Raw genomic sequence first — 23,933 nt, 5'->3', positions numbered from 1 at the left:
GTTCACTCTGTCAGCCTGAAGCCGGCGTGCCAGCCGAACTCGTTGACTGCCTTGTCGGTCGTGATTTGGCGGTTCGGCTCGGCGACATTGAAGGCGCCCTGCGCGCCCCGCTCGACGGCAAGCAGCGCCGCGTAAGCGGCAGCGTCGACATGCACCGCCGGATCCCCGGCAGACTCCGTGCCGGTGCCTGGTCCGTAGAGGTGGCCGTAGCGCAGCACGATGCCGGTCATCGGCGAGGCGCCGAGCACATGCCTCTCCAGCGCAATGACGCCGCCGACGCTGAGGGCTCGCCCACCCTCGGCGCCGCTGTCCAGCGGATCGGTCTCGGCATGCGGCTCTGCGCCCGGCGCATAGACCCAGGCGATGCTCTGCGCGATCAGCCGCTTGGCATTGGCCGCCTTCGCCGCCTCGACGAGGTTACGCGTTCCCTCGTCGCGGATGCGGGCATTGCGTATTGTTGCTTCAGCCATCTTGGAGGGATCGAGCCCGGCCGGCAGGTCTGTGAGCTGATGGATGACGATCTGCGATTTCGCTGCCACGACCGCGGCGCGCAGTGCGTTTGCATCGAACACGTCGACCAGCACCGGATCGGCGCCAAGCCTGCGCAGGTCTTCCGTTTTTGCCGCCTGGCGCGTCGTCGCCGTCACCTGATGACCGGCCGCCACCAGCTGTGGCACCAGCCGGCGACCGATCGCGCCCGCAGCGCCCGCAAGAAAAATACGATGGCCCATCGTCTTTCGCTCTCTGTTGCGATAATATCAGAGTACTTATAACATATAAGAGCTCTGATATCATGCGCAAGGGGAATCCATCCATTCCGTCCGCCGGTGAAGGCAAGCGCGGCGAGCAAGGTTATCTGGGTTATCTGCTGCGCCAGGCGGCCGGCGCCTATCGCCTGAAGGTGGAAAGGGCGCTGGATGAATTCGGCGTCACCCAGGCGCAGTTCGCGGCCCTCACCATGATCTCGGCCTATCCCGGCCTGTCCAACGCCGACCTGGCCCGGCTCGCGGTGCTGACACCGCAGACGGTCAGCGTGATTGTCGGCAATCTGGAAAAGGCTGGCTCGCTTATCCGTCGGCCGCATGCCGTCCACGGCCGCATCCAGCATCTCGACCTCTCGGACAGCGGCCGTGCCTTGTTGAAAAAATGCCGGGAACGCGTCTACAAGCTCGAAGGCGAGTTGACCGCCGGCCTCTCCGCCGAGGAAGAACGCACCGTGCGACGCTGGCTTGTCGCCGTCGCGACCGCGGAGGCGGCACAGCCGTAAATACCTCAAACGATCAGGTCGGCGCGCCGCCGTCCGTCTCGAAAAGCGTGAGCTTGCGATCGCCGATACCGAGCGCTGCCCAGCTCGCCCGCCACGCCGCGATATGCGCCGACTTGAAATGCGCGTCGAGCGCGGCGCGGTCGCTCCAGATCTCTGAAACGTGGATCAGCCCGGCATCGAGCACATCCTGCGCGTAGGAATATCCGAGGCAGCCGGGCTCGGCGCGGCTGCCTGAAATCATCCGCTCCATGGCTGGTTTGGCTTCCGCCAGCCGGTCCGGCGGCAGACGAACGGTCCCGATGATCAGGAGCATGTTTTTCCCTCAAGGCAGCCCAGTGCCGGAACGAACCGGCATCGCTGAACAGTCGCCCATCCGAAGTAGCCACTCTCCCACCTTCGCGCAAGCTTGGAAGGTTACGGTCGAGGGCCTGCCTTGCGCTGGGCAATTCCGGATTCGGGGACGACATGGCGATCAGTGAAAGCATAGCGACTGGCGCAGTGGCCAAGAACGGCCGCGACGTCTTCTTCGCGCTGGGCATCGTCGTCATCCTGGCAGTGCTGTTCCTGCCGATCCCGGCCTTCCTGATCGATATCGGCCTCGCCTTCTCCATCGCGCTCTCGGTGCTGATCCTGATGGTGGCGCTGTGGATCCAGCGGCCGCTGGATTTCTCCTCCTTCCCGACGGTGCTGCTCATCGCCACGATGCTGAGGCTATCGCTCAACATCGCCACCACGCGCATGATCCTGTCGCATGGCAATGAGGGCACGCACGCCGCCGGCTATGTCATCTCGGGCTTCTCGAAGCTGGTGATGTCGAGCGACTTCGTCATCGGCCTCATCGTCTTCATGATCCTCATCGTGGTGAACTTCATCGTCATCACCAAGGGCGCCACCCGCATTGCCGAGGTCGGCGCCCGCTTTACCCTCGACGCCATCCCCGGCAAGCAGATGTCGATCGACGCCGACCTTTCCGCCGGCATGATCGACGAGAAGACGGCGCAGCTGCGCCGCCGTGAGCTGGAAGAAGAATCCTCCTTCTTCGGCTCGATGGACGGCGCCTCCAAATTCGTGCGCGGCGACGCCATTGCCGGCCTCATCATCACCGCCATCAACATCGTCGGCGGCATCGCCATCGGCTATCTGCGCCACGGCATGGGCCTCGGCCAGGCGGCGGATGTCTTCATCAAGCTGTCGGTCGGCGACGGCCTCGTCACCCAGATCCCGGCGCTGATCGTTTCGCTCGCCGCCGGCATGCTCGTCTCGAAGGGCGGCACTCGCGGCTCGGCCAACCAGGCGGTGTTCGGCCAGCTAGGCGCCCATCCGCGCGCGCTTTATGTCGCCTCCTCGCTGCTGGTCGTTCTGGGCCTGATGCCCGGCCTGCCGCTGTTTCCCTTCTTCACGCTTGCCGGCGCCATGGCCGGCCTCGGTTACATCATTCCGCTGCGGCAGAACCGGGCGCTGGCAGCGGCCGAGGCGCAGAAGACCCAGGAGAAGGTGAACAAGGCCGAGGAGGAGAAGAACTCGGTCAAGGCATCGCTCGCCACCGCCGAGATTGAGCTGCTGATCGGCAAGCAGCTCTCGACCAGGCTGCTGGTGGCGCATCAGGAACTGGTGTTCCGCATGTCGAAGATGCGCAAGAAATTCGCCCAACAATACGGCTTCGTGGTGCCGGAAGTGCGCGTCGCCGATGATTACGCCATTCCGCCGAAGAGCTATCAGATCAAGGTGCACGGCACCGTCGTTGCCGAATACCAGATGCGTGTCGGCGAGATCATGGTGCTGCTCGGCACGCGCGGCGTGCCGGACATCCCGGGCGAGGAGATCCGCGAGCCGGCCTTCGGCATGCGCGCCTATTCGGTGCTCGAAACCTTCGCCGAGGACCTGAAGCGCGAGAACTACACTTTTGCCGACAATATGTCGGTGCTGCTCACCCACCTTTCCGAAGTTATCCGCAACAACCTGCCGCAGCTTCTGTCCTATAAGGACATGAAGGCGCTGCTCGAGCGGCTGGATCCCGAATACCGCAAGCTCGCCGACGAGATCTGCACCTCGCACATCTCCTATCCGGGTCTGCAGGCGGTGCTGAAGCTGCTGCTTGCCGAACGCGTCTCGATCCGCAACCTGCATCTGATCATCGAGGCCATCGCAGAGATCGCGCCGCATGTGCGCCGCACCGAGCAGATCGTCGAGCATGTCCGCATCCGCATGGCCCAGCAGATCTGCGGCGACCTTTCGGAAGGCGGCACGCTCAAGGTGCTGCGCCTCGGCAACCGCTGGGACCTCGCCTTCCATCAGAGCCTCAAGCGCGATGCCAAGGGCGAGGTACGCGAGTTCGACATCGATCCGCGCCAGCTCGAGGAATTCGGCCAGGATGCGACCAAGGCGATCCGCAAGCATCTCGAAGCCGGCGAGCGCTTCGTGCTGGTCACCGCACCCGACGCGCGCCCCTATGTGCGCATGATCATCGAGCGGCTGTTCACAACGCTGCCCGTTCTCTCCCATGTCGAGATCGCCAAGGGCGTCGAGATCAAGGTGCTCGGAACCATCTCGTGAACGCGCTCTCGCAAGGCGTCGTCATCGCCGCCTTCCTCGCCTTCTGCCGCATCGGCGCGTGCTTCATGCTGATGCCCGGCCTGTCGAGCGCGCGCGTGCCGCTTCAGGTCCGTCTGTTCGTCGCTGTCGCCGCAACCGGCGGCCTGCTCGCCTTCCTGTGGGACCGCATCTATCCCTTTGTCGACCCGCGCCCGCAGATCCTGGCGCCGATGATCGTCTCGGAGCTGCTCGTCGGCGGGCTGATCGGCGCCATGACCAGGCTCTACATGGAAGCGCTGCGTTTCATGGGCTCGGCCATCGCCATGCTGATCGGCTATGGCGGCACCGGCGGACCGGCAATCGAGGAGCCGGAACCGCAGGCCGCGCTTGCCGCCATCATCTCGTTCTCGGCGCTGCTTCTGCTCTTCGTCTTCGACTTCGACCACGAGATCGTGCGGGCGCTGGTTGCCTCCTACACGGTGGCTCCCGTCAACGTCTTCTTCAACCCGCAGGCAGCGCTTGTCGACGTCACCGACACGGTATCGGACGCCTTCTTCCTGGTCCTGCGCCTCGGCAGCCCGTTCGTCGCCTATGCCATACTGGTCAATCTGACGATCGGCTTCGTCAACAAGCTGACGCCGCAGATCCCGGTCTATTTCATCTCGCTGCCCTTCGTCATCGCCGGCGGCCTGATCATCTTCTATTTCGCCATCGGCACCTTGCTGTCGCTGTTCGTCGACGGCTTTGTCGACCTGACGCTCGCGAGGTGAAATGACCCCGCGCAAGGACCGCCTGAAGAAACTGGTCAAGGTGCAGGAGCAATTGAAGGCGCTGCACGAGACCCGCCATGCCGGCTTCCTCGCCGCCGCGGCGGCGGCGGAAGCCGAAGCAAGGGCGCTGGTCGAGCATTTCGACACCGACAGCTCGCTGGCCGCCCTGTTCCCCGAACTTTACCATCGTCGCATCACCAACGCGCTCGAGCGGCAGAAGGCCAGCCTGGAGAGCGCCCGGCAGGAGGCGGCCCTGATCGCCACGGCGACGGCGCGCACCAACATGGTCGAGCGCACCTACAAGGACGTGCGCCGCCGCGACGAGCGCGAACGCGCTGACCGCGAGCGCCTCGACCTGATCGCGCACAAGCGTGGAGACGGATAGGTCAGTCATTTCGGCCATTCGAAGAAGGCGCCGATCTTGCCGAGAGAACCTAAGGCAACTCGGTGCGAAATTCGCGGGCCAGCGCGGCGGCCATGCGAGGAATGCGGCGAACGCCTCCTTGCCTAGCTCCGGCGCGGCGGCAGTGCGGCTTTCGACCGCGTGCCGACCCAGGCAAAGAACTCTTCCTGGCCGGCCGCCGCACACAGACACAGCATGCGCACATACGAGCCCTTATCGGCGACCCGATCCGAATTTGATCTTGACCTCACCCTAGTCCTTGCAATGGGAATCCCGCCCTAACGCCAGCCATCGCAATCGGCCCAACTTCGAACGAAGATGGACTCATGGATTCCGCTATTACCCCTGCCCGAGCGAAAATGGTTGTCCACTTAAGATTGCCGGGATCCCAGTGACTATCTGGGTTGGGGCAGTCCCCATGACCATACCAGCCGGGCTCAACACCAAACTTCCCTGAGGAGCGATGAGGGTTGTTGCCCGCTTTTCCGAAATCTCCATCCTTCCAAGGACGTGAGAGGGGTATTTGGTATTCGACGTTACACACTGCCATCAGCGAGGCCAACGCCTCAGATGTTTCGTCGTCGGGCAGCCAAGGCGCTTCTTTCGAAAAGCCGATCATTTCAATCTGGACGAGGGCCTTGCTATTGTGGGCTTTGAGAGCAGCTCCAATTGTTCCGATTTGCACTAATTGGGCAATACGGACCTCTTTCGCGGCGGCATCATATCCGAGCATGAAATGCGGAGCGTAATGCTGCTTAAAGATAGTAAGACTACTAAGCCATCCTCCTTCGGTCGTGTGAAGAACGCCAGTTCTCGGCGACGTTGCCGATACCGCCGTGTTATAGTGTGGTATCCCAGGAATGTGCGCGATCGAGAACTTCCCAGCTTGGTCAAGCCAAGGTTTGAATGGCAGTTTCATGAACCCCTCCTAAGAAATTAGCCAGCAGAAAAGCATAATACGACACGAACAAATCATCCAGCCTTTTGGAAAGGATTATTCTTTGTTCGAGGCGAGACCGGAAGCCACCAATAAAGCGACCGCTCCTCGGCCCAGGACGTCAGGCGCTTTGATAGCATCCGCTGCGTCTCCTGGTTTCTTAACACTGTCGTGGCCCAGCCTTAGTACCTGCCAGTTCTTTTGCTTGTTAAGACGCCGGGTCTAAAGTCAGATCGACAGTACTGCCCTCTGGCACGTCAGGAAGATCGACGTGTCGCAGCACAAATGCTTCGAACTCATTAGGGGTGCTGTCGCCGTTCCGCCGGAGAGCATACTCCTTATCGGCGGTCGTCGACACTTTGGAGCCATCGGGCCGCACGATAGTTGCATGCAGCGTCGTGAGCACCGGAAGGTACGTCGGTCGGTCGAGTATGACGACAACGCCTCGTCCGGTAATTTGAAATCGCTCGACTATACGCATCTTCGGACCAAAGGTCTCACCTCAGCTTCGTCAAGTGAACGATCATCGATTCCGGCAACGCAGGATCCGAAAACGTCGAAGCTTGGTGACCGCGGTCCGGTGCTCCGCGCTCGCAAGCCTGCCACAAGCTTGTTGGGGCATTGTGAGGATAACAAAACCGGCAAAAAAGGCGGACCTTTCTTGGCGATCTCACCTCCCAGCGACATCGTGATGGATGTTGCCCGCGCGGCCGAGCCGGCCGATGTCGAGGCCGCTCGGGCAGCGCTGGCGAGGCGCACCGGCGGAACGACGGGATCTTTCTCGGCCGACCAGGCTGCTTCGATCGATGCCGGCTCCGTGCTGTCGCGCGCCGCGGCGGACAAGGCGGAAGCAACAAACCCGGCCAGGAAGTTCCAGCGCTTCGAGGCGATGGTGCTGCAAACCTTCATCCAGAACATGATGCCCAAGGACACCGAGGGCGTTTACGGCAAGGGGCTGGCCGGCGACATGTGGAAATCGCAGCTCTCCGAGCAGGTCGCCGACATCATGGCCAAGCATGGCGGCATCGGCATCGCCAGGTCGATGCTGGCCGACCACTATCTCGACGGCAAGCGCACCGTGCCCGTCGGGCCGGTTGGCGGCGGGCCGCTGAAGACCGAGATCGACCAGCAGACCAGACTCTCGACCTCGATGGTCGAGGAACTTGAACGCAAGGCTGCACGGTCGATGACCGGGGACGACGCAACCATAAAAACGGATATCAAGATCTAGGGACCTACATGGCCGACCAATCGGACTTTTCCAATCTGCCGGCGCGAACCAGCGTGCCGGAAGCGCCGGTCGCGCTCACTCGGCCCGGCAATCTCCTGGCCATCATTGGCCGCATCGAGGAAGCGGTCGATGAGGAGACTGCGGGTATCCGCGGCGGAACCGGCTACGACCTCAAGGCCTCCAATGCGCGCAAGAGCCGCTACCTTTACGAACTGACGCGCGCCCTGAAGGGCGCCAACGAGATCGAATTCCTCGAGCAGCATCGCGAGGGGCTGCTGCGGCTGCGCCAGAAGCTGGCGAAGAACGAGGCGGCGATCCTTGCCCACCTAAATGCCGTCACCGAGGTCGCCACGCTTTTGAAGAACGCGATCCAGCGCGCCGATGCCGACGGCACCTACTCGGCCGGCGAATTCGGATGGGCCCGCGCATGATTGGGCCGACAAGGGCGCAAGGAAAGACCGGGTGATAAAATTCATCGCCGCCGGGCTGTGGATCTGCGCCGTGACCCTCGGCGCGGTTTTCTACTCGTTCCAGGCAGCGGGCGAGCGCGGCGTCGGCGAGACGCCGAAGCCGATGCTGGGTGGGCTCGACTACGTCAAGACCGACATCATCTCGGTGCCTCTGATCCGCGATTCCAGGATCGACGGCTATTTTCTCACCAAGCTTGTCTACACGGTGGAACCGGACCAGATAAAGAAACTGTCGATCCCGGCGCCGGCGCTGATAACCGATCAGGTCTACTCCTACCTCTATTCCAATCCGCAAATCGACTTCACCAAGAAGGACACGATCGATCTCGACGCCTTCCGCAAGGCCATCCGCGACACCGTCAACGCCCGCGTCGGTGTCGAACTGGTGCATGACGTGTTGGTCGACCAGGTCAACTTCCTGTCCAAGGACGAGATCCGCGATAATGCCATCCGACGCCGCAAGAATGCCGGCGACACCGCGCAAGCGATGACCAAGCCGTTCCAGGCACATTGATCGTTTCGGTCGGCCGGGCACGCCTCGCCTCGGAGTTCACCTTTTCTTTGGTGATGCGAGATGACGCATGACGACCGCGTTGACGTTAACGTCAACCCGAAGCTATATGCCGCAGCGACCGTGATCGCAACATAGGCGGCCCCGGCCAACCGAGCCGATCCGCGCCAAACCCAACGAATGAGGAAAACAGCCATGAGCGTTCAGGAGATTGCCGACAGGATCAGGTCGCGCGTGGCAAGCGCCGGATTCGAGCATTCGGTGAAATTCGACACCGGCAGCGACGGCGTCATTGTCGTCGACGGCGCGACCGTCTCGACCAGCGATGCTCCGACCGACTGCACCATCAAGCTATCGCTTGACGATCTGGATTCGCTGATTGCCGGCGACCTCAACCCGACCATGGCCTTCATGGCCGGCAAGCTCAAGGTCGAGGGCGACATGACGGTCGCAATGGCGCTCAGCCAGTTGCTCGGCTGATCGGCAATACAGTCACCAAACTGATGATGCGGCGCCGCGATTTCTTGAGCGTGGCGCCGCATCGGCTTCTCGGTCTCCGAGACTAGGCGACGAACCCCATCGCCAGCCCCTTGATCTTGCGGCCGGCGGCCTTGATCGTGCCCTTGGCGCCGTCAAGCGCGGCGGCCTTCAGCTCCAGCGCCAGCAGGCGGTGCCGCTCATAAGGCCCGGGCATGGCAAGCGCGCCCGTGCGCTCGGCGGAGAAGCCGAACCGTCCATAGTAAGGCGCATCGCCGACCAGCAGGATCGCGCCATGGCCGAGGCGCGCGGCCTCGGCGATCGCATGCTGCATCAGCGCCGAGCCGATGCCGCCGCTCTTCAACGCCGGATCGACCGCGAGCGGCCCAAGCAGCAGCGCCGCCGGACCGTTCTCGCCAAGCGTCACATCCCAGAGCCGCACGGTACCAAGCACCGAGCCGGAGGCATCCCGCGCGACAAACGCGAGGCCTTCCGAGGGACGGCGGCCGCGCCGCAGCTTCTCGGACGACTTCTTTCTGCGCTTCGGCCCCATGGCGCGGTCGAGCAGCGCCTCGCGCGCCGCGACGTCAGCCGAGGTTTCGGCGACGATGGCAAAAGCGCGGGCAATCTCCCCGCTCGAGGGGGAGATGTCGCCAAAGGCGACAGACGCCGCGCGTGAAGCGCCAGCCGACATCTGCAGGAGGCCGAGTCCGGTCGAACCGACCCCCTCTGGCCGCTGCGCGGCCATCTCCCCCTCAAGGGGGGAGACTACCCGCGCGACGCCCTCAACGATGAAATTTGCAATGTCCATATCCGCGATCCTTCACGAGCGGAGATCTGTTCCACAAGCGAGCCCGGGTGGATGACAGGCACCCACCTGGGATGATCCGAGCGGTTCTTTCGAACCGGTCAGATCACGTAGGATCGGAGAGGCTCGAAGCCGTTGAAGGCGACCGCCGAATAGGTGGTCGTGTAGGCGCCGGTGCCTTCGATCAGCACCTCGTCGCCGATGGTCAGCGACAAGGGCAGCGGATAGGGCGTCTTCTCGTACATCACGTCGGCCGAATCGCAGGTCGGGCCGGCGAGCACGCAGGGCGCGGTCTCGCTGCCGTCATGCGGCGTGACGATCGGGTAGCGGATCGCCTCGTCCATGGTCTCGGCGAGGCCGCCGAACTTGCCGATGTCGAGGAACACCCAGCGCACATTGTCGTTGTCGGCCTTCTTCGAGATCAGCACGACTTCCGACTTGATGACACCGGCATTGCCGACCATGCCGCGGCCCGGCTCGATGATGGTCTCGGGCAGCGCATTGCCGAAATGCTTGCGCAGCGCCGAGAAGATCGCCTGGCCATAGGCCTGCGCCGCCGGCACGTCCTTCAGGTAACGGGTCGGAAAACCGCCGCCCATATTGACCATTTTCAGAACGATGCCTTCGTCGGCGAGCGTTGCGAACACCTTCTTGGCATCTGCAAGCGCGCGGTCCCAAGCCGAGAGATCGGTCTGCTGCGAGCCGACATGGAACGACACGCCATAAGCGTCGAGGCCGAGGCCCCTGGCATGGCGCAGCACGTCGACGGCCATCGCCGGCACGCAGCCGAACTTGCGCGACAGCGGCCATTCGGCACCCTCGCCGTCGGTCAAAACGCGGCAGAACACCCGCGCGCCGGGAGCGACGCGGGCGATCTTCTCGACTTCCTCGACGCAGTCGACCGCGAACAGGCGAATGCCGAGATGGTAGGCGCGTGCGATGTCGCGCTCCTTCTTGATGGTGTTGCCGAAGGAAATGCGGTCCGCCGGCGCACCGGCGTCCATCGCCATCTCGACTTCGGCAACGGATGCGGTGTCGAAGGACGAGCCCATCGCAGCAAGCAGGCGCAGGATCTCCGGCGCCGGGTTTGCTTTCACCGCATAGTAGATCTTGGAATCGGGCAGCGCCTTCTCGAAGGCGCGGAAATTGTCGCGCACGACATCGAGATCGACAACGAGGCAGGGGCCGTTCGGACGTCGGGTGGCGAGGAAGTCGAGGATGCGCTGTGTAGCCATCGGGGTTTCTCCATCACGCCTTGCGGCGTGCAATAAGGCTGCGCGACGCGGGCTGTCGGCCTCGCGAACACGCGGTGGACAAAGGCGGGACGGAAAATCCATGGGACCAGCCGGTGGAGACCCCGGAACCATGAAACGCCGTCTCGCGGCGATGAACCTTGGCCTTGCCCGGCCCCGGTTCGCTTTGTCTGCCTTGGCTTGGACTGGGAGAACCCCGTTCCGCACTGCCGGCAATGAAGGTGTGCCTCTTTAGTAACCCCGGTCTTTGGACAACCGGCAGAGAACCAGAAAGGCCCGCACCGTCGTTGCTTCAAGGTGTCCTCGGTCTGGCGGTTGGCCACTAGACCGACTGGAGGGGTTGGCTCCAGTTACCTTACCGATTGCCCTCACCATTCGAGGATCGGCGGACACCCACAGGCACGTGCGACTTTGGGCAAGCGCGATATAGGAGCGAAGGGTTTCACAATCAATAAAAATCGTCAGCGCAGGTTGTAAAATTTCTGGCATCGAACAATCTTTGTGAACCGTATCCGGAAATCGAACGATGCCAGGCACCCAGGGTCCTCTCAACGCCTTCCTCGATGTTCGTCAAATGCCTGTGGCACATGCCGAATTGGGCCCGCTTGCCGGCCTGCGCCTGGCGGTCAAGGACATTTACGATGTCGCCGGTTACCGCACCGGCTGCGGCAATCCGAAGAAATTCGAGGAGGGACACGCCGCCTCGCAGACGGCCAAGGCCGTGCAGGTGATTCTCGATGCCGGCGCGCGCTTCGTCGGCAAGACGCAGACCGACGAGCTTGCCTTCTCTTTGTTCGGCCAGAACGCGCATTTCCCGTTTCCGGTGAACCCGGCCGCACCCGACCGCGTCACCGGCGGCTCATCGTCCGGTTCGGCGGCGGCGGTCGCCGGCGGCCTTGCCGACATTGCCACCGGTTCCGACACCGGCGGCTCGATCCGTGCGCCGGCGAGCTTTTGCGGGCTGATCGGGCTGCGCACCACGCATGGCCGCATCTCGCTCGACGGCGCCATGAAGCTGGCGCCGAGCTTCGACACGTTCGGCTGGTTCGCCGACGACATCGAGACCTATGAGGCGGTCGGCAAGCTCTTGCTCGGCCGCGACCCGCACCAGCAACCGCTCAACCGTCCGCTATCGATCCGCCGGCTGGACGCCTTCGTCGCCGGTCCGGCGGAAGCCGCCGAATATGCGCGCATGAAGGCGACGGCTGCCGCCGTCATCGGCCAGCCTGCGGAGACCGAATACGCCTTCGCCTCGATCCCCGACGAGCTTTACTGGTGCTTTCGCCGCTTGCAGGCCTTTGAGGCCTGGCGCGAGCATGGCGCGTGGATCTCGGGCGGCGGACGCCTCAGCCCGGGTGTCGAGGAGCGGTTCGACTTCGGCCGCACCATCGATGCCGGCACGGTTGCCGCCGAGCGGGAACGCCGACAGGCCTTCCGTTCCGAGCTGGGCGCGCTGCTCGGCAACAACGGCTTTCTCGTGCTGCCCACGGTTCCGGGTGCGGCGCCGCTAGCCGCGAGCATGCCGGAACAGTTCCAGGCCTATCGCGAACGGGCCCTGCATCTGCTCTGCCTAGCCGGCCTGTCGGGATTCCCGCAGATCACCTTGCCGCTCGGCTCCGTCGACGGGGCGCCCTTCGGCCTGTCGCTGCTGGGCCCTTCCGGCAGCGACATTGCCCTGATACGGCTCGGCCGCAGGATTCTCGACGCGGCACGAAAGATCTGATCATGGACACATTGACCCGCATGCGCGCCTTCATCGATGTGGTCGAGGCCGAAGGCTTTTCGGCCGCCGCGCGCAAGATCGGCCGCTCAAAGGCGCTGCTGTCGAAATATGTGCGCGAGCTGGAGGACGAGCTCGGCGCGCTGCTTTTGAACCGCACCACCAGGCAGTTCTCTATGACTGAGGCCGGCCACACCTACTATCAGCGCGCTTCGGAAATTGTCCGCGAGGTCGACAGTCTGGCCGACGCCGTGCGCGAATCGTCCGGCGACGTGCGCGGCAGGATCAAGCTTTCGGCGGCGCGCACCTTCGCCGACGCGCCGATCGGCCAGTCGCTGATCGACTTCGCCAAGCAGCACCCGGACATCGTGCTCGACATCCATCTCGACGACCGCTTCGTCGATCTGGTCGAGGAAGGCTTTGATGTTGCCGTGCGCATCTCGCGGCTGGAAAACTCATCGCTGATCGCCAGGCGCCTAGGCCCGTTTTCGATCAAGCTTTGCGCGTCGCCCGAGCTGATCGCAAAGCATGGCATGCCGACGCGCCCGCAGGACCTCTCCAACATGCCCTGCATCGTCGACACCAATGGCCGCTCTTTGGCCAATTGGCGCTTCAAGGGTGACGGCGAGGATTCGGTCAGCGTCACCGTGTCGGGTCCGATCGAGGTGAACAGCCCGATGGCGGCGAGAGCCGCCGCCGTCTCGGGCTTGGGCTTCACCATCCTGCCCGATTTCATCGCCGCGCCCGACATTGCAAGCGGCCGGCTGGTGACGGTGCTCGACAATCGCATCCTGTCGGGCAGCGGCATCTTCGCCGTCTACCCGCACCGCCGCTACCTCCCTGCCAAGGTCCGCGTCTTCGTCGATTTCCTGGTGCATTGGTTCAGGACGCGCGACGCCGCCTAGGTCTTTCTGATGGTCGCGGTCCCAATTTCGCCCCCTTTCTGATAACTGTCGGGTTTCACCCCGAAGTCGATGGAATCGCGGCCCAAGAATGCACTTGAAACGGCAAGCAACCATGCTGGCTTTGGCCCTGGCGGCGACGTTCGCCGCGGTCGAGCCGGCCGAGGTGCATCCGCATGTCTTCGCCGAAGCCCGGCTCGACGTGATCCTGAGCGAGGATCACCAAAGTGTGAAAGCGCTGCGCCATCTGTGGCGGTTCGACGACCTGTTTTCGAGTACGGTGATGATGGAGTTCGACAAGAACTCCGACCTGAAGCTTGACGACAAAGAGCTCAAGGAAGTGGCAGACACCGTCCATGCCTCGCTGGCGGAGTTCAACTACTTCCAGCTCGTCACCCAGAACGGCAAGGACGTAACTATGGTCCCGCCCCCGCATCTGATGGCCAACTTCGACAACGACCAGCTGATCATCCTGTTCGAGTCCCAGCCGAAGACACCGATCAAGCTCACCGGCAAGATCGACATCGGTGTCTATGATCCGACCTTCTACACCGCGATCGATTTCACCGAGGATTCCAACATCACGGTCGCGGGACTTCCCTCGACATGCACGAGCAAGGTCATTCGTCCGGACCCGGATGAAGCGATCAAGGAAAACCAGAAGACTCTGACGGAAGCTTTCTTCAACGATCCGACGGGCACCAACATGAGCAAGATTTTCGCCACCAAGCTCGAACTGACCTGCCAGCCAGAAGGATGATCCGGTGATGAAACCGTCGCTGCGTTTGGCCCTCGGCCTTTTGGCCGCCGCTTTGGTGATCGCCTATCTGCCTGGCATCGCCCACGCCCAGAGCTCGCTCGGCATCGGCACCAATGACGGCATGGCGCCCAGCACCAGCGGGCCGTTCGCCCACATCCTGATGTGGATCAATCTCAGGCAGCAGGAATTTTATCATTCGCTGGCAACCGCCATGAAGGCGATGCGCCAGGACGGCAGCAAGCTCTGGCTGCTGATCGGCCTCTCCTTCGCCTACGGCATCTTCCACGCCGCCGGCCCCGGCCACGGCAAGGCGGTGATCTCGTCCTACATGGTCGCCAACGAAGTGGCGCTGAGGCGCGGCATCATGCTGTCCTTCGTCTCGGCGCTGCTGCAGGGGCTGATGGCGGTCGTCGTCATGATGCTTGCCTATTTCGTGCTGCGCGGCACCGCTTTGTCGATGACAGATGCCACGTGGTTCCTGGAAATAGCAAGCTATGTGCTGGTTACCCTGTTCGGCGCTTGGCTTTTGTGGCGCAAAGCGGGTCCGGCGGTCCTGCGCCTGTTCGGCCCCCGCCCCGCATACAGCCTCTCGGCGGCACACGCCGGGCACTCGCATGGGGGACATTCGCATGCGGGACATTCACACGGCCATTCGCATTCCGGGCCTGCTCGCCTGGCGCATGTCCACGCCGCGCATGACCACGATCATGGGCCGAACCATTCGCATGCGCATGGCCATGGTGCGCATGATTATCATGACCACGACCATGCCGCACATCATCACCACGATCATGCCGCCGGCGAGGTCTGCGAGACCTGCGGCCATTCGCACGCGCCGGATCCGGCGCTGCTGTCGGGCGACCGTTTCGACTGGCGCACGGCCTGGTCGGCTGTAGCCGCCGTCGGCATTCGCCCCTGCTCCGGCGCCTTGATCGTGCTGAGCTTCGCGTTGCTCAACGGGCTTTGGCTGGGCGGCCTGCTGTCGGTGCTGGCCATGTCGATCGGCACCGCCATCACCGTCTCGGCGCTGGCGACGCTTGCCGTGACCGCCAAGAACTGGGCGGTCTATTTCGCCGGCGACGGACGCCTCGGCAACCGCATCCACTCGATCGTCGAGATCGGCGGCGCGGCCTTCATCTTCGTGGTCGGTCTGCTGCTTTTGTCCGCCAGCCTGTCAGGCGGCGTCTGAAGCCGGACCGAGCCCTTTCAGGAAATCTTTCCGCCCAGCTCATCCTCGATATGGGCGCGGATGATTTCGTCGAAGCTGCTCTCCGCGGCGAAGCCCAGCTCCCTCGCGCGGCGCGCTTCGAACCGCGTCGGCCAGCCCTTGACGATCGCCCAGATTGTTTCGTCGGGCTGTTCGCGGATGCGCTTCACCACATCGGAACCGGCAATGCGTTGCAGCGCCTCGATCTGTTCGCCGACGGTGACGGCAACGCCCGGCATGGTGAGGTTGCGGCGCGGCCCCACCGCCTCGCCGTCGATGCCTGCGGCATGGATCAGGAAATTGACCGCCGAGCGCGGCTGGGCATGTGTGTGCAGCACCGAGCGCGGCACCGGCAGGATCGCTTCCTGGCCGCTCAGCGGTTCGCGAATGATGCCGGAGAAGAAGCTTGACGCCGCCTTGTTCGGCTTGCCGGGGCGAACGCAGATCGTCGGCAGCCGGATGCCGATGCCGTCGAAGAAGCCGCGCCTGGTGTAGTCTGCCAGCAAAGCCTCGCTCATCTGCTTCTGCGTGCCGTAGGAGGTCAGCGGCGTCGGATGGAACTCATCCGGGATGACGTCCGGGAACGGTGCGCCGAAGACGGCGATCGACGAGGTGAAGACGATGCGCGGCACAAACGCTGCCAGCCGCACGGCGTCGAACAGCGCCCGCGTGCCGTCGAGATTGACGCGATAGCCGAGATCGAAATTGGCCTCGGCCTCACCCGATACGATACCGGCCAGATGGAAGATCACATCCGGACGTGAGGCGACGAGGTTGGCCATGGCGCCGGGCGCCGCCAGGTCTCCGGTTTGGATCGCGACATCGACGCCGTCGATCGCCGGCGCCTGCGGCGCCACGATGTCGTGCAGGTCGAGCGCCGTGATCTTGCGCTCGCGCAACGCGCCGTCTTTGGCCAACCGTGCAATCAGCTTGCGGCCGACCATGCCGGCCGCGCCTGTGATCAGAATTCGCATCTCTAAAGACCCTTCTTGCGCTGGCTGCGGCCACGCAGCCAGAAAACGACGAACAGCGCCACCATGAAGATGACGGCGATCAAACCCGCCAGCACGGTCGACACTTTGCCGACGGCCAGCATTATAGCCGGCAGATAATAGGCGGCGAGGCCGAACAGGATAAGCACCCAGGCCGCCGCGATCGCGGTGTTGCGCGTTTCGCGATCCATCATGCGTTCCTCGGTTCAGAGCTATTCAACGACATCACCCGGCACGCATTCAATGATAGTGACGGCGGTCGGGAGGAGCATCATGCGCGTGATCACGGTCATGATGATGGTCGTGCTCGTCATGACCATCCGCGCACTGGCCGAATTCAGGCTCGACCGTAGCGTGATCGATGCCATGCTTGGCGGCGAGCCGCTTCTTGATGGCGCTGACCGCCGCATAGGCATCGGCGCCTTCGTTCAGGCAGGCATGCAATGTCGCCATGTTGCTGGTGCCGTCGAGCGACCAGACATGCATGTGATGCACCTCGCGCACGCCCTTGATCGCGCCTTCCAGGTCCTTGGCGATCATGTCGCGATCGAGGCTGGCCGGCACGCCTTCGAGCAGCACATGCGCCGCCGCGCGCATCAGCGACCATGCCGTCGACAGGATCAGCAGCGCGACCAGCACGGAAAGGATTGGATCGATCGGCGTCCAGCCGGTCGCCAGGATAACGATCGCCGCGGCGATGGCCGCGGCGGAGCCGAGCAGGTCGCCCAGCACATGCAGCATGGCGCCGCGCATGTTGAGGCTCTCACGGTCGCCGCCATGCAGCACGAAGAAGGAGGCGATGTTGACCAAAAGGCCGGCGACCGCCACCACCAGCATCGGCCCGCCCAGCACCGGCGCCGGACTGATCAGCCGTCCCCAGGCCTCGTAGACGATCCACAGCGCTATGATGAAGATGGCGATGCCGTTGGTGTAGGCGACCAGCGTCTTCACCCGGCCGAAGCCGTAGGTGAGACGGCCGGTGGCGGGACGGCCGGCGAGATGGAAGGCATACCAGGCGAGGCCGAGCGCGATCGCGTCGGCAAGCATATGACCGGCGTCGGCAAGCAGCGCCAGCGAGCCGGTAAGCAGGCCGCCGAGCGCCTCGGCGACCATGAAGCCGGCGGTCAGGCAGGCAGCGATCAGCACCCTGCCTTTGTCGGTCGAGCCATGCACATCGCCGGCGCCGTGGCTGTGCCCGGCCGAACCGTGATCATGCGAGCCATGACCCTGCGCCATCGCCGAACTCCTGTTACGCGCCGAACGCGGCGCGGAAATCCTCGAGCCGCCGTTTCTGGCGGCCTTCGCCATCGAAATTGGCCGGATCGAGCCAGGCCTCATAGGCTTTGCGCAAAGCCGGCCATTCCTTGTCGATGATCGAATACCACGCCGTATCGCGGTTTTCACCTTTCACCACAAGGTGCTGGCGGAAGATGCCTTCGAACTTGAAGCCGAAACGCTCCGCCGCGCGCTTCGACGGCTCGTTGCGGTTGTTGCATTTCCACTCGTAGCGGCGATAGCCGAGCTCGTCGAAGATGTACTTCATGAACAGGAACTGCGCCTCGGTCGCAGCCGGCTTGCGCGAGATCAGAGGGCCCCAATAGATGTTGCCGATCTCGATGACGCCATAGGCGGGATCGATGCGCATCAGCGTCTGGCGCCCGGCGATCTTGCCGCTTGCCATGTCGATGACGGTAAAGAACAGCGGGTCGGCGTTCGCCTCGGCCTTGTCCAGCCATGGCTGGAAGGCGGCGCGGCTCTCGGGCGGATAGTCCGGCAGCCAGGCGAAGCGCCCGTCGACATCCGGCACCGACGAGGCTTCGTAGAGGCCGTCGCCATGCTTTGCCGCGCTCAGCGGTTCGAGCCTGACGTAACGCCCCTCCAGCACCTTGCGTTCCGGACGCGGGCGCGGCTGCCAGTCTTTGAGATTTTCCGACACCTAAAAGCTCCAATCTGTTTGACTTTTGTCGGCGGACGCTCACAAAAACGCTCGCCCACAGAAAGAACCACAGGGACGGGAAAAATGCTCCACACCATCGCCGCCTTCGACCGTCTCGGCGAGGAAAATGCGTTTGCGGTGCTCGCGCGGGCGACCGCGCTGGCCCATCAGGGCCGCGACATCGTCAATCTCGGCATCGGCCAGCCCGACTTCAAGACGCCGCAGCATATCGTCGAGGCGGCGATCAAGGCGCTGCGCGACGGCCACCACGGCTACACCCCCGCCAACGGCCTGCTTGCCACCCGCGAGGCGGTTGTGCGCCGCACGCTGACCACCACCGGCGTCGAGGTGTCGCCGGAGAGCGTGATGATCCTGCCAGGCGGCAAGCCGACCATGTTTGCCGCTATCCTGATGTTCGGCGAGCCCGGCGCCGAGATCCTCTATCCCGATCCCGGCTTTCCCATCTACCGCTCGATGATCGAGTTCACCGGTGCCGCCCCGGTGCCGGTGCCGATCCGCGAGGAGAACGGCTTTGCCTTCTCGGCCGAGGAGACGTTGGCGCTGATCACGCCGAAGACCAGGCTGCTGATCCTCAACTCGCCCGCCAATCCGACCGGTGGCGTCACGCCGCGGGCCGAGATCGAAAAGCTGGTCAAGGGCCTGGCGGCGCACCCGCAAGTCGCCATCCTCTCCGACGAGATCTACGACGTCATGACCTATGACGGCGAGACGCATTGTTCGCTGCTCAATTTTCCGGAGCTCCGCGACCGGCTGATCGTGCTCAACGGCTGGTCGAAAACCTGGGCGATGACCGGCTGGCGCATGGGCTGGTCGATCTGGCCGAACGGCGAAAAAGGCGCCTACCTCTACGACAAGGTGCGCAAGCTGGCGGTCAATTGCTGGTCCTGCGTCAACGCGCCGAGCCAGTTTGCCGGCATCGCCGCAATCGACGGCCCGCAGGACGATGTCGACAAGATGATGCGCGCCTTCGACAACCGCAGGAAGATCGTCGTCGAAGGGCTGAATGCGCTGCCCGGCGTTTCCTGCATCACGCCCAAGGGCGCCTTCTATGCCTTCCCCAATGTCTTGAAGACCGGCTGGAAGGCCAAGAAACTTGCCTCCGCACTGCTCGAGGATGCCGGCGTCGCGTTGATCGGCGGCCCCGATTTCGGCATCCTAGGCGAGGGCTATATCAGGCTCTCCTACGCCAATTCCGAGGAGAACATTTTGCGTGCGCTGGAGCGGATCGAGGCGTTCCTGAAGAAGTAAGGTGGTTTGGGTCAGGGCCGAAGTAGGCCCCGTTAGCGCTTTCGCGGCCCCCGGTAGAGGAGCCAGAGCGGCAACGCTATGAGACCGCATAAAAATAAAATCAACTCGACCCAATAGAGATACGGGTCCCGGACCCGATCCACGAAATGATCTGTAAATCTGATCCTTCCCGTCCAGAGGGAACTGGCCACGAAAAAGCTGCCAAGAAGCACTACTGCGATCAAAACGCCTTTGGCCATTGGCGGATGGCTGTGTTCGGCCATAACAATTCTGCCCCCTTCTTGCACGCCCAGCCTATCCGAGAGTCGTGTCTAGTCACCAAAAGTAAGACGTCACCCGCGTCCCACAAACGGCATCTTTGTCGCCATCACCGTCATGAACAGCACATTGGCGTCGAGCGGCAGGCTGGCCATGTGAAGCACCGCGTCGGCGACACGCTGGACATCCATCACCGCTTCCGCCGCGATGGAGCCGTTCGCCTGCGGCACGCCGACCGTCATCGGCTGCGCCATCTCGGTCAGCGCATTGCCGATGTCGATCTGGCCGCAGGCGATGTCAAAGGGTCGGCCGTCGAGCGCCAGGGTCTTGGTGAGACCGGTGATGGCGTGCTTGGTCGCTGTATAGGGCGCCGAGCCGGGACGCGGCGCGTAGGCTGAGACCGAGCCGTTGTTGATGATGCGGCCGCCCATCGGTTTTTGCCGGCGCATGGCGCCGAAGGCGGCGCGCGCGCACAGGAACGAACCGGTGAGGTTGACGCCGACGACATCGTTCCACACCTCGACGGGGATCTCGTCGATCAGCGTCGACTTGTAGCCCATGCCGGCATTGTTGAAGAGCAGGTCGACGCGCCCGAACGCCTCCACCACCGTCTCGAACAGGTCGTCGACCTCACCGGCTTTGCTGATGTCGCAGGCGACGGCCAGCGCCCTGGCCTGGGTCTTGCCCGCATCGGCGATCGCCTCCTCGAGCACTTTCTTGCGGCGGCCGCAGAACACCGTGTTCCAGCCTGCCTTGAGCAATGCCGTGGCGACGCTCTTGCCGATGCCGGTGCCGGCGCCGGTGACGATGGCGGTTTTGTCAGAGATGGCTGTCATCGTTGTTCCTCCCCGGTCGTTGCTGGAAGAACATTTGGCATCGCAAATGATGGCGATCGTGGCAAGCCGGTCTTGTCGACAAAAGAGGGTGCCAACAAAAAGGGCGGTCATTGGCGACCGCCCCGATCTGAACCGCGCTTGGGAGGAGGAAAGGCGGCCCGACTGATTAGAATCATGCGCTTGCTGGGTTAACGAAATCCTAAAGGTAATCCGAAGCGCTGATCCTCCTGTTTTGCAGCTCGGATTGGCCTAGGCGCCAGCCGAAACCTTCGCCGCCGAAACCGTCGCCTCGACATGATCGACCAGCGCGTCCGGCAGGCCGAGACGGCCGGCGAGCATGTCGAGATAGCCACGCTCGGTGCGGGTGTCGGGATCGATGGTGAGACGCGAGGCGGTGTAGAGTTCGAGTTTCTGCGCGTCGGTCCTGGCGCCGGCAACCAGCGTGTCGAGATCGAGCGGTCTTTCCAGTTCCGCCATCAGGAACTTTTCCGCCTCCGAACCGATGCCGGCGAGCTTGAGCCTGTCGGCGATCTTTTGCCGCTCCTCGTCATCGACATGGCCGTCTGCCTTGGCCGCCGAGATCATCGCCCGCACCAGCGTCAGCGTGAATTCGTCCTCGCCTTGCGGCGCCTGCGAGGGATGGAAGGCGGTGTCGGCCGGCGGCGGCAGCAGCTCCGGCTCGCCAGTAGGCGGCGCCTTTGCCGGCTCATTGCCGGCCTTGTAGTTCTGATAGGCCTTGTAGGCGAGGCCGCCGATGGCTGCTAGGCCGCCGAGCTTAATGGCGGCACCCGTCACCTGCCGGCCGGTGCCTGTGCCAAGCAGGACAGCGGCCAGCGCGCCGGCGGCGAGCGGATTGTCCTTGGCCATCTGCACCGCTTGCCCCGCCTTGTCGCGGACAGTCGATCCCGTGCCAGGAATTTGCGAGCCGAGAAGGTCGTCGAGCAGCTTCTTGGGGTCGAGCATCAATGCCTCCAGAATTGGCCCGGCCGGATACGCCCGGGCAGGGTTTCGGACCGGCAAGACGTAGGCTCCGCGCCTTGACATTACAATGACGGGCGAACCCTTCCTCGCCTCCTGCCGGCATCGGAAACAGCAGCCGATGTGTCGAAAGCAGGCAGCGCTTCGGATAAGGTCGCCGTCAGTTTTTCTTGAGGAGCCATGTCATGTCGGATGAGACCGCCCGCGAACCGGCACGCGATCCCCAGGATCTCGAGCGCTTGCTGATCGACCGGCAATGGGCCGGCGATATCGAGGGCATGCTGGCGCTGTTCGAGCCCGACGCAATCGTCGACAGCGGCGGTGGCGAACTCATCCGCGGCCGGCAGGCGATCCGCGCGCTGTTCGAACAGAGCTTCGCCAGCGGACGGAAATTCCAGCGCGGCAAGCAGCGCCCTGCCATCGTCAACGGCGATCTGGCGCTGACATCTACCAGGCTTCCCGATGGCAGCATAACCACCGAGGTGGCCCGCCGGCAGCCAGACGGAACATGGCTCTGGGCGATCGATCGCTATTCGGTGACCTGAACCGCCTCCGTCTCGCGACGCGCCCTCAACTGCCGATGTGGCGGCGACCGCCCCGCGCGTGCGCCAGTTCCACCTGGCGGTGGCGCTCGGCGTAGCGGGCGCGGTCCTCGTCGGAGCGCGCTTCGAAACAATGCGGACATGCGACGCCGGCGGTGTAGCGCGGCGAAAGCCGGTCTTCGGCGGTCAGCGGATGCCGACAGGCGCGGCAGAGTTCTGCCTCGCCTTCGGCCAACCCATGCGACACCGATACCCGTTCGTCGAACACGAAGCACTCGCCGTGCCACAGGCTCTCTTCGGCCGGCACCTCTTCGAGATATTTCAGGATGCCGCCCTTGAGGTGGAAGACTTGGCTGAAGCCGAGCGACTTCACATAGGCCGTCGCCTTCTCGCAGCGTATGCCGCCGGTGCAGAACATCGCTACCTTGCGCCCTTCGAGCTCTTGGCGGTGCTGCTTGACCCAGGCCGGAAATTCGCCAAAGCTTGCGGTCGCCGGATCGACCGCGCCCCTGAAAGTGCCGATCGACACTTCATAGGCGTTGCGCGTGTCGATGACGATGGTGTCGGCATTCGAGATCAGCGCATTCCAGTCCGCCGGCGCGACATAGGTGCCGGCGCTCGCCGCCGGGTCGAGATCTTCGACACCCATGGTGACGATCTCGCGCTTCAGCCGCACCTTCATGCGATGGAAGGGCATTTCCGCGGCGCTGCTGTGTTTGACCTCGAGGCCGGCAAGTCCTTCTATCGCCTGCAGATGGTCGATCAAGGCGGCGATCGCCTCCTCGCTGCCGGCGACCGTGCCGTTGATGCCTTCATGTGCCAGAAGCAGCGTGCCCTTGATACAGCGCCCGCGGCAGAAGGCGGCAAGCGGCGCGCGCAACGCCTCGAAGCCGTCGAGCCGCGCGAATTTGTAAAGCGCGGCGACGCGGACCGGAATTTGTGCGGTTGTTGTCATCTCCATGCCATAGAGCAATTCCAGGAAAAGTGTGAAACGGTTTTCCGTCCGGAATTGCGTAAACCAAAAAGATGGAGTGGTTGGCCATTTCCGTGAAACGGTGAACCGCTCTAGACCGTGCTGAAAGCCGTTTCAAGGCAGAGACGGCGGCCGCCGACCGGGTGACATCACCGCATGTCGCCCTTTCGTGGACTTGGCATACCCCTTCTGCTAATCGGTTGAAATCGACCGCAACGGAGACTGACCATGCCCACCAAGACCGAAAAGCTCCTGTCGCTCCTCAACGGCCAGCCTGTCATCCCGGTGCTCAAGATCGCCAATGTCGCCGACGCCGTGCCGCTCGCCCGCGCGCTGGCGCGCGGCGGCCTGCCGGCAATCGAGATCACGCTCAGGACCGCCGATGCGCTGGAAGCGATCCGGCGCGTCGCGGCCGAGGTCGAGGAGGCCATCGTCGGCGCCGGCACCATTCTCGATACCAGGCAATTCGACGAGGCGGCTGCCGCCGGCTCGAAATTCATCGTCAGCCCCGGCATCACCATTAAGCTTCTGGATGCGGCGAAGGACAGTCCCGTGCCGCTGCTGCCCGGCGCCATCACGCCCGGCGAAATCATGGCCGCGCGGGAAGCAGGACTGCGCTTCCTGAAATTCTTCCCTGCCGAGCAGTCCGGTGGCATCGCTTCGCTGAAAGCCTTTGCCTCGCCGCTTGCCGATGTGAAATTCTGCCCGACCGGCGGCATCACCGGCAAGAACGCCGCCGACTACCTCAGCCTGCCCAACGTCATCTGCGTCGGCGGCTCATGGGTAGCGCCGGACGATCTGGTCAAGACCGGCAAGTGGGACGAAATCGAAGCGCTCGCGCGCGAAGCGAGCAAGCTGAAGCGCTGAGGCAACGATCCCATTCCGGCGAGATGACGGACCC

The 23,933-nt window shown here is 63.6% G+C and carries 27 protein-coding genes; 15 read left to right on the top strand and 12 right to left on the bottom strand.

Features of this window, described 5'->3' with window-relative positions; genetic code table 11:
* Nucleotides 1-2 precede the first annotated feature (2 nt).
* Nucleotides 3-731 (bottom strand): NAD-dependent epimerase/dehydratase family protein, encoded by a 729-nt coding sequence (locus tag FJ974_RS09090; RefSeq protein ID WP_140529884.1) that lies wholly within the window; start codon nt 729-731, stop codon nt 3-5.
* A 62-nt stretch (nt 732-793) separates the two neighbouring features.
* Between FJ974_RS09090 and FJ974_RS09085 the strand changes: the two genes are divergently transcribed.
* On the top strand, nt 794-1,267 hold the full coding sequence (locus FJ974_RS09085; protein WP_140529883.1) for a MarR family winged helix-turn-helix transcriptional regulator: 474 nt from the start codon (nt 794-796) through the stop codon (nt 1,265-1,267).
* A gap of 13 nt (nt 1,268-1,280) precedes the next feature.
* Here FJ974_RS09085 and FJ974_RS09080 read toward each other — a convergent pair whose 3' ends face one another.
* A complete protein-coding gene (locus FJ974_RS09080) occupies nt 1,281-1,580 on the bottom strand; it encodes a putative quinol monooxygenase (RefSeq protein WP_140529881.1) in 300 nt (99 codons plus the stop codon).
* Between the two features lie 152 nt (nt 1,581-1,732).
* Here FJ974_RS09080 and flhA point away from each other — a divergent pair, with 152 nt between their 5' ends.
* The 3 genes from flhA to FJ974_RS09065 are packed head-to-tail and all read left to right on the top strand — an operon-like array spanning nt 1,733 to nt 4,954.
* Nucleotides 1,733-3,820, top strand: coding sequence for a flagellar biosynthesis protein FlhA (gene flhA / locus FJ974_RS09075; RefSeq protein WP_140529880.1), 2,088 nt, complete (start codon nt 1,733-1,735; stop codon nt 3,818-3,820).
* Complete coding sequence (gene fliR, locus FJ974_RS09070; RefSeq protein ID WP_140529878.1) at nt 3,817-4,569, top strand: flagellar biosynthetic protein FliR; 753 nt, start codon at nt 3,817-3,819, stop codon at nt 4,567-4,569. Before flhA ends, fliR begins: the two co-directional genes overlap by 4 nt.
* A gap of 1 nt (nt 4,570) precedes the next feature.
* On the top strand, nt 4,571-4,954 hold the full coding sequence (locus tag FJ974_RS09065) for a hypothetical protein (RefSeq protein ID WP_140529876.1): 384 nt from the start codon (nt 4,571-4,573) through the stop codon (nt 4,952-4,954).
* Between the two features lie 265 nt (nt 4,955-5,219).
* Here the strand turns inward: FJ974_RS09065 and FJ974_RS09060 are convergent, their stop codons facing one another.
* Nucleotides 5,220-5,891 (bottom strand): N-acetylmuramoyl-L-alanine amidase, encoded by a 672-nt coding sequence (locus FJ974_RS09060; RefSeq protein WP_140529874.1) that lies wholly within the window; start codon nt 5,889-5,891, stop codon nt 5,220-5,222.
* A gap of 679 nt (nt 5,892-6,570) precedes the next feature.
* Here FJ974_RS09060 and FJ974_RS09055 point away from each other — a divergent pair.
* The 4 genes from FJ974_RS09055 to FJ974_RS09040 all read left to right on the top strand — a co-directional run bounded on the left by FJ974_RS09055 (nt 6,571) and on the right by FJ974_RS09040 (nt 8,601).
* Nucleotides 6,571-7,140: a rod-binding protein gene (locus tag FJ974_RS09055; RefSeq protein WP_226891534.1), complete on the top strand. Its 570-nt coding sequence runs from the start codon at nt 6,571-6,573 to the stop codon at nt 7,138-7,140.
* Nucleotides 7,141-7,148: 8 nt separating this feature from the next.
* Nucleotides 7,149-7,571, top strand: coding sequence for a hypothetical protein (locus FJ974_RS09050; protein WP_140529873.1), 423 nt, complete (start codon nt 7,149-7,151; stop codon nt 7,569-7,571).
* Between the two features lie 31 nt (nt 7,572-7,602).
* A complete protein-coding gene (locus tag FJ974_RS09045; RefSeq protein ID WP_140529871.1) occupies nt 7,603-8,124 on the top strand; it encodes a hypothetical protein in 522 nt (173 codons plus the stop codon).
* 192 nt (nt 8,125-8,316) lie between these two features.
* Nucleotides 8,317-8,601 carry an SCP2 sterol-binding domain-containing protein gene (locus FJ974_RS09040; protein WP_140529870.1) on the top strand — a complete coding sequence of 95 codons (285 nt, stop codon included), beginning with the start codon at nt 8,317-8,319 and terminating at the stop codon, nt 8,599-8,601.
* 82 nt (nt 8,602-8,683) lie between these two features.
* Here FJ974_RS09040 and FJ974_RS09035 read toward each other — a convergent pair whose 3' ends face one another.
* A complete protein-coding gene (locus FJ974_RS09035; RefSeq protein ID WP_140530158.1) occupies nt 8,684-9,292 on the bottom strand; it encodes a GNAT family N-acetyltransferase in 609 nt (202 codons plus the stop codon).
* Between the two features lie 215 nt (nt 9,293-9,507).
* On the bottom strand, nt 9,508-10,641 hold the full coding sequence (gene odc2, locus FJ974_RS09030) for an ornithine/lysine decarboxylase (protein ID WP_140529868.1): 1,134 nt from the start codon (nt 10,639-10,641) through the stop codon (nt 9,508-9,510).
* 544 nt (nt 10,642-11,185) lie between these two features.
* Between odc2 and FJ974_RS09025 the strand changes: the two genes are divergently transcribed.
* The 4 genes from FJ974_RS09025 (at nt 11,186) to FJ974_RS09010 (ending at nt 15,230) form a co-directional block, all read left to right on the top strand.
* Nucleotides 11,186-12,382, top strand: a complete 1,197-nt coding sequence (locus FJ974_RS09025; protein ID WP_140529867.1) for an amidase — start codon at nt 11,186-11,188, stop codon at nt 12,380-12,382.
* Between the two features lie 2 nt (nt 12,383-12,384).
* The gene (locus FJ974_RS09020) at nt 12,385-13,284 is read left to right on the top strand and encodes a LysR family transcriptional regulator (RefSeq protein WP_140529865.1); all 900 of its coding nucleotides are present in this window, start codon (nt 12,385-12,387) and stop codon (nt 13,282-13,284) included.
* A gap of 88 nt (nt 13,285-13,372) precedes the next feature.
* Nucleotides 13,373-14,041, top strand: coding sequence for a DUF1007 family protein (locus FJ974_RS09015; protein ID WP_140529863.1), 669 nt, complete (start codon nt 13,373-13,375; stop codon nt 14,039-14,041).
* A 7-nt stretch (nt 14,042-14,048) separates the two neighbouring features.
* Nucleotides 14,049-15,230, top strand: coding sequence for a nickel/cobalt transporter (locus tag FJ974_RS09010; RefSeq protein ID WP_140529862.1), 1,182 nt, complete (start codon nt 14,049-14,051; stop codon nt 15,228-15,230).
* Between the two features lie 17 nt (nt 15,231-15,247).
* Here the strand turns inward: FJ974_RS09010 and denD are convergent, their stop codons facing one another.
* The 4 genes from denD to FJ974_RS08990 are packed head-to-tail and all read right to left on the bottom strand — an operon-like array spanning nt 15,248 to nt 18,176.
* Nucleotides 15,248-16,222: a D-erythronate dehydrogenase gene (gene denD, locus FJ974_RS09005; RefSeq protein WP_226891533.1), complete on the bottom strand. Its 975-nt coding sequence runs from the start codon at nt 16,220-16,222 to the stop codon at nt 15,248-15,250.
* Between the two features lie 2 nt (nt 16,223-16,224).
* Entirely contained in the window at nt 16,225-16,431 is a 207-nt protein-coding gene (locus tag FJ974_RS09000) for a hypothetical protein (RefSeq protein WP_140530156.1), read from the bottom strand.
* A 49-nt stretch (nt 16,432-16,480) separates the two neighbouring features.
* Complete coding sequence (locus FJ974_RS08995; protein ID WP_140529858.1) at nt 16,481-17,476, bottom strand: cation diffusion facilitator family transporter; 996 nt, start codon at nt 17,474-17,476, stop codon at nt 16,481-16,483.
* Between the two features lie 13 nt (nt 17,477-17,489).
* Nucleotides 17,490-18,176: a GNAT family N-acetyltransferase gene (locus FJ974_RS08990; protein ID WP_140529857.1), complete on the bottom strand. Its 687-nt coding sequence runs from the start codon at nt 18,174-18,176 to the stop codon at nt 17,490-17,492.
* Nucleotides 18,177-18,260: 84 nt separating this feature from the next.
* Between FJ974_RS08990 and FJ974_RS08985 the strand changes: the two genes are divergently transcribed.
* On the top strand, nt 18,261-19,445 hold the full coding sequence (locus tag FJ974_RS08985; RefSeq protein WP_140529855.1) for a pyridoxal phosphate-dependent aminotransferase: 1,185 nt from the start codon (nt 18,261-18,263) through the stop codon (nt 19,443-19,445).
* A 332-nt stretch (nt 19,446-19,777) separates the two neighbouring features.
* On the opposite strand, the gene FJ974_RS08980 is transcribed toward FJ974_RS08985, so the two are convergent.
* Both FJ974_RS08980 and FJ974_RS08975 read right to left on the bottom strand, forming a co-directional pair.
* Entirely contained in the window at nt 19,778-20,539 is a 762-nt protein-coding gene (locus FJ974_RS08980) for an SDR family oxidoreductase (protein ID WP_140529854.1), read from the bottom strand.
* 249 nt (nt 20,540-20,788) lie between these two features.
* Nucleotides 20,789-21,502, bottom strand: a complete 714-nt coding sequence (locus FJ974_RS08975) for a tellurite resistance TerB family protein (RefSeq protein ID WP_140529852.1) — start codon at nt 21,500-21,502, stop codon at nt 20,789-20,791.
* A gap of 200 nt (nt 21,503-21,702) precedes the next feature.
* Here FJ974_RS08975 and FJ974_RS08970 point away from each other — a divergent pair, with 200 nt between their 5' ends.
* Entirely contained in the window at nt 21,703-22,062 is a 360-nt protein-coding gene (locus FJ974_RS08970) for a YybH family protein (protein WP_140529851.1), read from the top strand.
* Nucleotides 22,063-22,087: 25 nt separating this feature from the next.
* Here FJ974_RS08970 and FJ974_RS08965 read toward each other — a convergent pair whose 3' ends face one another.
* A complete protein-coding gene (locus FJ974_RS08965) occupies nt 22,088-23,014 on the bottom strand; it encodes a rhodanese-related sulfurtransferase (protein WP_140530154.1) in 927 nt (308 codons plus the stop codon).
* A gap of 246 nt (nt 23,015-23,260) precedes the next feature.
* Between FJ974_RS08965 and FJ974_RS08960 the strand changes: the two genes are divergently transcribed.
* Nucleotides 23,261-23,899: a 2-dehydro-3-deoxy-phosphogluconate aldolase gene (locus FJ974_RS08960; protein WP_140529849.1), complete on the top strand. Its 639-nt coding sequence runs from the start codon at nt 23,261-23,263 to the stop codon at nt 23,897-23,899.
* The last annotated feature ends 34 nt before the right edge of the window (nt 23,900-23,933 follow it).

It is taken from the genome of Mesorhizobium sp. B1-1-8 (genome assembly GCF_006442795.2).
In the GTDB taxonomy this organism is placed as follows: domain Bacteria; phylum Pseudomonadota; class Alphaproteobacteria; order Rhizobiales; family Rhizobiaceae; genus Mesorhizobium.
This window is presented reverse-complemented; position numbering and strand designations above follow the sequence as displayed.